The following is a 6,216-nucleotide window of genomic DNA, read 5'->3' as shown; positions in this document are numbered from 1 at the left end:
TCAGCGAGTTCGTCGATTTCTTTCGTCATTGACGCGACCCGTCGGTCGAGATGGCGCCAGTCCTCGGCCAAGTCTTGAATGAGCTGGATCACTCGAGGCGATAAGTTGTCCTTTGGCGCTGAGAGAAAAAGAAAAGCTGTTCGAAGACGACGTCTGCTGATGACGACGATATGGTCCGCACTTTACGTTATTAGCCTCCACGCAAATTCCAAAACCTGCCGACGAACAGGCGTTCGAGCGCGCCTCGATCGTGCTCTGGCGTGGGCAGCTTGGCGATCCAAACGTGCAGCGGAACGGGTGGCGAGGACAGCGCGAGAACGGCGTCGATCTCTTCGGCGTGCGCTATGCCGATCGGTCCTATTCTCGGAGCAGGAGAGATTGCGCGAGGCCGAGCCTGAACTCGTTGCCATTCGTGCCGCGAACCACCCAGCCACGAAGTCGAGCGGTCAACGGACGTCAAAGCGGCAGCCGTGAACGTTGGCGAGCGTTGGATACAGCATATTTTGGCCGGCCATGCAGCTAGAGCGACAGCGACGCTGGCCTCAAGGATCACGCCGCTGGGTTGGCGGCCTGGAGGCTGTTCGCCCGCCGCCGCTCCACTTCCGGGCTGCTAGCACTCCTCGACCAAGGGTCATCCCGCCATGTGGTCTCGGCTGGTATGATCGCCAACTCACTCGGCATCACTCCGCGCAGGATGCAGAATCTCGTCGCGGAATTTACGCGAGGTATCGGGCCTAAAGAGTTCTGTGGTGGATTAGATCACGCCGAGCCCCGCCCGATCTTCCTCCTTCCCTGTGAATTCAGTGGAGCTTGCGGTTGGACCCATTGCGGGTCCGTTATCTTCATGTTTGTTTTCAGCCTTTGCTGGGGTAAATATGCCTTCCTTCCAGTTCATCCACACCGGGGATATCCACCTCGACAGCCCCCTCAAGGGGCTGAGCGGGCAGGAGGGTCTTGCGGCGGAACGCATCCGAACGGCGACCCGAACCGCCTTCGAAGACCTTGTTACCTACGCCATTGACGGGCAGGTGGCCTTCATGGTCATTGCCGGCGATCTTTACGACGGCGACTGGCGCGATTTTCAGACCGGTCTGTTTTTCGTGCGGCAAATGGGGCGCCTGCGCGCGGCGAACGTCCCGGCCTTCGTTCTCCATGGCAACCATGACGCCGAAAGTCAGATCACCAAACGGCTGACGCTGCCGGACAACGTGCACGTGTTCCGCTATCGCAAACCCCAAACCTTCAAGCTTGATGATCGCCGCGTCGCGCTTCACGGTCAGAGCTTCCGCATGCAGGCGACGACGGACAATCTGGCGGAGGCTTATCCGCCGCCCGTGAAGGGGTATTTCAACATTGGCGTGCTGCACACCGCGCTCGGTGGAACGAACGGTCCTCACGAGAACTACGCGCCGTGCACGCTCGACGAGCTGGTAAACAAGGGTTACGATTACTGGGCTCTTGCGCATGTGCATCAGGGCGGCCTGCTGCACGAGAATCCGCACGTCGTGTTCTGCGGTAATCTGCAAGGCCGTCACATCCGGGAGGCCGGCCCGCAGTCGGCGCAGTTGATCACGGTTCAGGACGGCGCATTGCACGGCATTGAGCCGCTGTACACGGATGTCGCGCGATGGATGCATGTCGACGTGCCGGTCGGCGGTTGCGCGCGATTTGGCGACGTCATTGATCAAATTAAATGCTCTATCAACGAGGCCACGAAGACTGCACAGGGCCGGTTGCTGGCCTGCCGTATCCAGCTGAGCGGCGCGACCGACCTTCATGGCGAACTGCTGGCCTCCGCGCCGCAATTGCTGGCTGAAGCGCGGGCCGCGGCCTTGGGGCTCGGCGAAGAAGTCGCCTGGATCGAACGCGTCGTCAATGCGACCGCGTCTGCGACGACGGCTTCCATTCAGCCGGATCCGGGCGTGATCAACGATCTCAACGTCCTGCTGGCTCAGGCTGCGGACGATCCCGACTTGCGGGCGGAGATCGCCAACGACCTCGGCGACCTCATCCGCAAGCTTCCGCACGATGCCGCGCTTGATATCGAGGATCGGCTTCTGGAGGCGGCGATCAGCAAAGACTTCGGCGCGGTGATCGAGCAGGCGGCCGCATATCTAAGCGCGCGCTTGACTGCGGAGAGGCGGTGATCCATGCGTATCCGTTCCCTTGATCTGACCCGTTACGGCACTTCACCGGCGCGTCGCTTGACTTCCCGTCTGGCGGAGCCGACTTTCATATCGTGTACGGCGATAACGAAGCAGGGAAGTCGACGACGATGTCGGCGATTGAGGACCTGTTGTTCGGCATTCCCGGGCAGTCGCCGCGCAACTTTCTACATGAGAACGCGGCGCTACGCATCGGCGCGACGTTGGATCGCGATGGGACACCGCTGTCGATCCTACGGCGCAAGGGCAACAAGGACACGCTGCTCGGCCTCAATGAACTACCTCTTGCGGCCGGCGATGGATTGCTTGCTCCGCTGCTTGGCGGAATAGACCGGGCGTTTTTCTGCCGGATGTTCTGCCTCGACCATGAACGTCTGCGCGCCGGCGGCCGGGACATCATTCACGCCAAGGACGATATCGGCGCGACCCTGTTCGCCGCAGCGTCAGGCCTCTCCGGTCTTCGCGACCGGCTGGCCGCGATGCAGGAAGAAGCTGACGGCCTGTGGGCCGCACGCAAGGCGGGGCACCGGAAATATTACCAGGCGGAAGATCGTCTCAAGGAGGCTGAAGCGGCGTTGCGCCAGCACACGGTGACCGCGAGCAAGTGGCAGGAACTGAAATCCGTCTTTGAAGAGGCGCGCGACGCCTGCGTTCAGATCGAGAAAGAAACCGAAGAGCAAGTCAGCGGACTCGCCAAAATCGCGCGCGTTCGACGCGTTTATCGCAGCCTACATCGTCTCGGCGAAGTCGAAAATGAAATAACGTCTCTCGGAATCGCTGCCGATCTGCCCACTGATGCGGCAAAACAATTTGAGAAGCCGTCGGCCGATAACGCCGCCGCAGAAGCGCGCATCAACGCGTTCCATGAGCAGATAGCGGCCATTACCGCCGAGCGCACCGCGCTAGTGATCGACGAGAACGTCCTCCTCCATGAAGGGGAGATAGAACGCCTGTTCAAACGCAGTATCCAGCTCTCTTCGGGAAGAGCCGACTTGCCCAAGCGGCGGGCGGAGCTTGCGGCCGCGGAAGTGGCGCTGAAGCGCGCGGCGACGGAATTGGATTGGGCAGGCGACACTGCCGATCTGGTCGACAGAATTCCGCCGCGCGCCACGGTCTCGGTGGTCCGCGGATTGTTGCCCTCGCGCGGCGGCCGGTTTGCAGCCGTTGGGAACGCCCGAGAGGCGCTTGAGGACGCCGGCGAAAAGCTGGCCGACCTTCGGGCACGCATTGAAACGATCGGGCCTCGCAGGATCTGTCGGGTTTGGCGGGCGTGGTCAAATCCACTCGCGCCTTGGGTGATCTTGACGCACGTCTCCTAACTGTCCACCGAGAGCATCGGGACGCGTATGAATTATGTCAGCAGCAAATGGCGATGTTGACTCCCGCGGTCGTTGACGAGGCGAGTTTGCGCGCCATGAAAGTCCCGGCCGAAGCGGCAGTGAAGACGCATCGCGACGCGGTTCGCGATCTTGAGGGCCGTATTCAGAACCAGCAAGCGGCTATCCGCGATTTGACGCCGGCTGTCGAGAACAATCGAAAGTCTGACGCGCGGTTGGTCTCCGATGAAAAGATCGTGTCGGCGGAGGACTTGATGAAGCTGCGGGAACGCCGGGACGCAGCATGGTCCCTCATCAGGCGTCGGTATGTCGACAACATCGCGGTGCCGGAGTCGGAAGAGCGCGCCTTCGCAAGTGGCGACGCGCTGCTCAACGCCTATGAAACGGCTGTCGGCCAGGCCGACGCGGCGGCGGATCAGCGCTTTCATAACGCAGAGTCGACGGCTGCCGCCATGGTGCTTGCTCGGCAGATCGCCGACCAGCAAGACGCCCTCGACTCTAATAAGCAAGAACTTACGTTGTTAACCGAAGAGCAGAGTGCCTTGGCCGCGACGTGGACCTGCATGTGGAATGGCGTCACGGATAGCCCGCTGCCCCCTGAGGAGATGTTTGACTGGCTTGATGCGAGGGCCGATCTGCTTGATCAGATCGCCAAGCGCGACGGCGCTGCGCGCTCGGCATCGTCGCTGCAACAGGAAATCGCAGACGCCAAACGCCAGCTAGTCGGCTTGCTGCAGGACATGGCGATTGCCGCCTCGGCAGGCGGCCTGCCGCTGGAAGCGCGCATCCGCACGGAAGAGGCGAATGCGCAAAAGCGAAATGAGTTTGCGCTCGACGAGCGCAAGCTCAAAGCCGACGTCGAGCACAAGCGCGGCATGGTCGAGAGCGCCGAGAAAGAGCACGACGCCTGGAATGCGCAATGGAAGGACGCTTTGGCCGCGCTCAATCTTTCGGCTGAAGCTCCCATTGAGACCATTCAGGAGCAAATCGACGCGATCGACCAAATGCGGGAGACGTCTGTAAAGATTGCGGACTTGCAGCACGAGCGGATCGGAAAGATCGAGCGGGACATCAAGGCGTTTGCGGCGGACGTCGAAAAACTCGTGACAGCGGCTTCGCCGCAGCTCTCGGGCGAGGATGCGGAAGCGCAATCTCAAGCGAGTGATGGTGGACACCACCGTTTGATCCACGGCTATTACGTTCCCGGCTGCCGGCCTTGTCGCTATAAGGCGGTGCGATCTCGTGATCGATCCAGTCCCAGTCGATCTTGGCGTCGAGCTGCACCAGCTCATTCTTCAGGTTGATGATTTGGTCGAGCCTGGCGGCTTCATCGGATGTGAGCGGCCCCGCTGATTGGGCCGAAGGCGCGATGCAGCGAGCGATTTGCTGCGCTGGAATGCGTGGTTGAATGATTGGCGGGATGTTCGGTGACGCGCGCGGCCACGGTGACAACGGACGTTGTCACCGTGAAGGTGATCACAGAAGGGATGGATGGTGCAGGCGCTTTTCATGACGGCATTCCTCGAGCCGGTGTTTGCCGTTCTCAGCTCGATCTGTGAACGCTGGTGGCGCGCCTGATCGATTCTGCGATTACCTATGATCTGAATTTGAACGCTCGCCAGAAGACGCTGAACACAGTCATCACGAGGCGTCATCGGCGTTGGCATCGATGGGTCGTGTCCGTTCGGTCAAAGTCCAGATCGCCTCTCGTGCCCTGCTCGTGCAGAGCCAGAGGGCGACGCCTGATCGTAGGAAAAACTTGCGCATTATGACCAAAAAAGCAGAATTTCGGCGAAAGAAGCCCCGCCATTAGAAACTTTCGACTTCAGGAGCCCGATAACGTTTGCGTGGGCGGATGGTGAGGATTCCGCACCAAGGGGGCGAATCGGATGTTATGCGCTGCTTGGCCTCATGTAAGAGGCGGTCTTGCGTCCACACGGCGAGGCGCCGCGCTGTTCATACACAATCTCGAGGGCATCCGCGGCGCCTTACATCGGCAGAACTCAGTCGCAAGATGGACAAACATCGGAGATGCTCACTGCCTTGTTGGCGACCTGAATATCGAAAAGGGAGCTCCGGCGAGGCGACCGAAGCCTGGCTTTGCGCGCTAACTGCATTTGAAGTTGCCAGGCGGCTAGCTGATGAAGACGATCCACAAAGTGGAGACGTTTCGGTCAAAATCGAGGCCGGCATTCAGAGGTTCGGATCTTTGGAGCAAAAGGTGGAGCGGGTGCAAATTGCGTGCTGTGATCAATCCGAATTTCTAGCCTACTACGTGCCCGCTGGTGATCCCGATTTATGCGCTCCAGCAGTCATTTGCATCAGTAGGGAAGAAGAAACAGGAGCGACGCTGCTCGGAAGGCTCTTCATTGGTCGGGGCACGTCGGTTCTCGTGGTCTCTCACGACGACGTTTCAAATCACTGGCGCGGCCAATCAGAAACCTTGTTGTCTTGCTGTTTGGATTATTTGTCAGGTCGGCCCGAAGTTGATGCCACTCGGATCGGCGTCTATGGAAAAGGATTGTCGGCTGCTCTAGGAGCCTGTCCCTATAATGGACTTAGGATTAAGCGAGGCGGGTTCTGAAGCTTTTTGGGGAGACAGGTTCTCCTCAGCGTGCGGCGGCGAGTTTTGCGAGGTTGTGGGCGATGCAGATCATGGCCCATTCGGCTTTGACCTTGTCGATGCTGCGCAGGAGGAACTGGCGGAAGCCTCT

At 60.1% G+C, this 6,216-nt stretch carries 3 protein-coding genes and 1 pseudogene; 3 read left to right on the top strand and 1 reads right to left on the bottom strand.

Translation table 11 applies throughout. The features are described from left to right. The first annotated feature begins 848 nt into the window (after window positions 1-848). From C7G61_RS41905 to C7G61_RS45385, 3 genes and pseudogenes are all read left to right on the top strand, one after another. Window positions 849-2,147 (top strand): metallophosphoesterase family protein, encoded by a 1,299-nt coding sequence (locus C7G61_RS41905; RefSeq protein ID WP_244608762.1) that lies wholly within the window; start codon window positions 849-851, stop codon window positions 2,145-2,147. 50 nt (window positions 2,148-2,197) lie between these two features. Next, a pseudogene (locus C7G61_RS41900) lies at window positions 2,198-3,484 on the top strand (AAA family ATPase); the annotation flags it as partial. A gap of 47 nt (window positions 3,485-3,531) precedes the next feature. Further along, window positions 3,532-4,806 (top strand): coiled-coil domain-containing protein, encoded by a 1,275-nt coding sequence (locus tag C7G61_RS45385; protein WP_190242257.1) that lies wholly within the window; start codon window positions 3,532-3,534, stop codon window positions 4,804-4,806. A 1,305-nt stretch (window positions 4,807-6,111) separates the two neighbouring features. Here C7G61_RS45385 and C7G61_RS41880 read toward each other — a convergent pair. Continuing rightward, window positions 6,112-6,216, bottom strand: a 105-nt coding sequence (locus C7G61_RS41880; protein ID WP_145963526.1) for a transposase, incomplete at its 5' end; no start/stop codon positions are given.

Origin of the sequence: Bradyrhizobium algeriense, from assembly GCF_003062295.1 — a bacterium.
Taxonomy (GTDB): domain Bacteria; phylum Pseudomonadota; class Alphaproteobacteria; order Rhizobiales; family Xanthobacteraceae; genus Bradyrhizobium; species Bradyrhizobium algeriense.
Note: the sequence above shows the minus strand (reverse complement) of the source record. Positions and strands in the feature narration are given on the sequence as shown.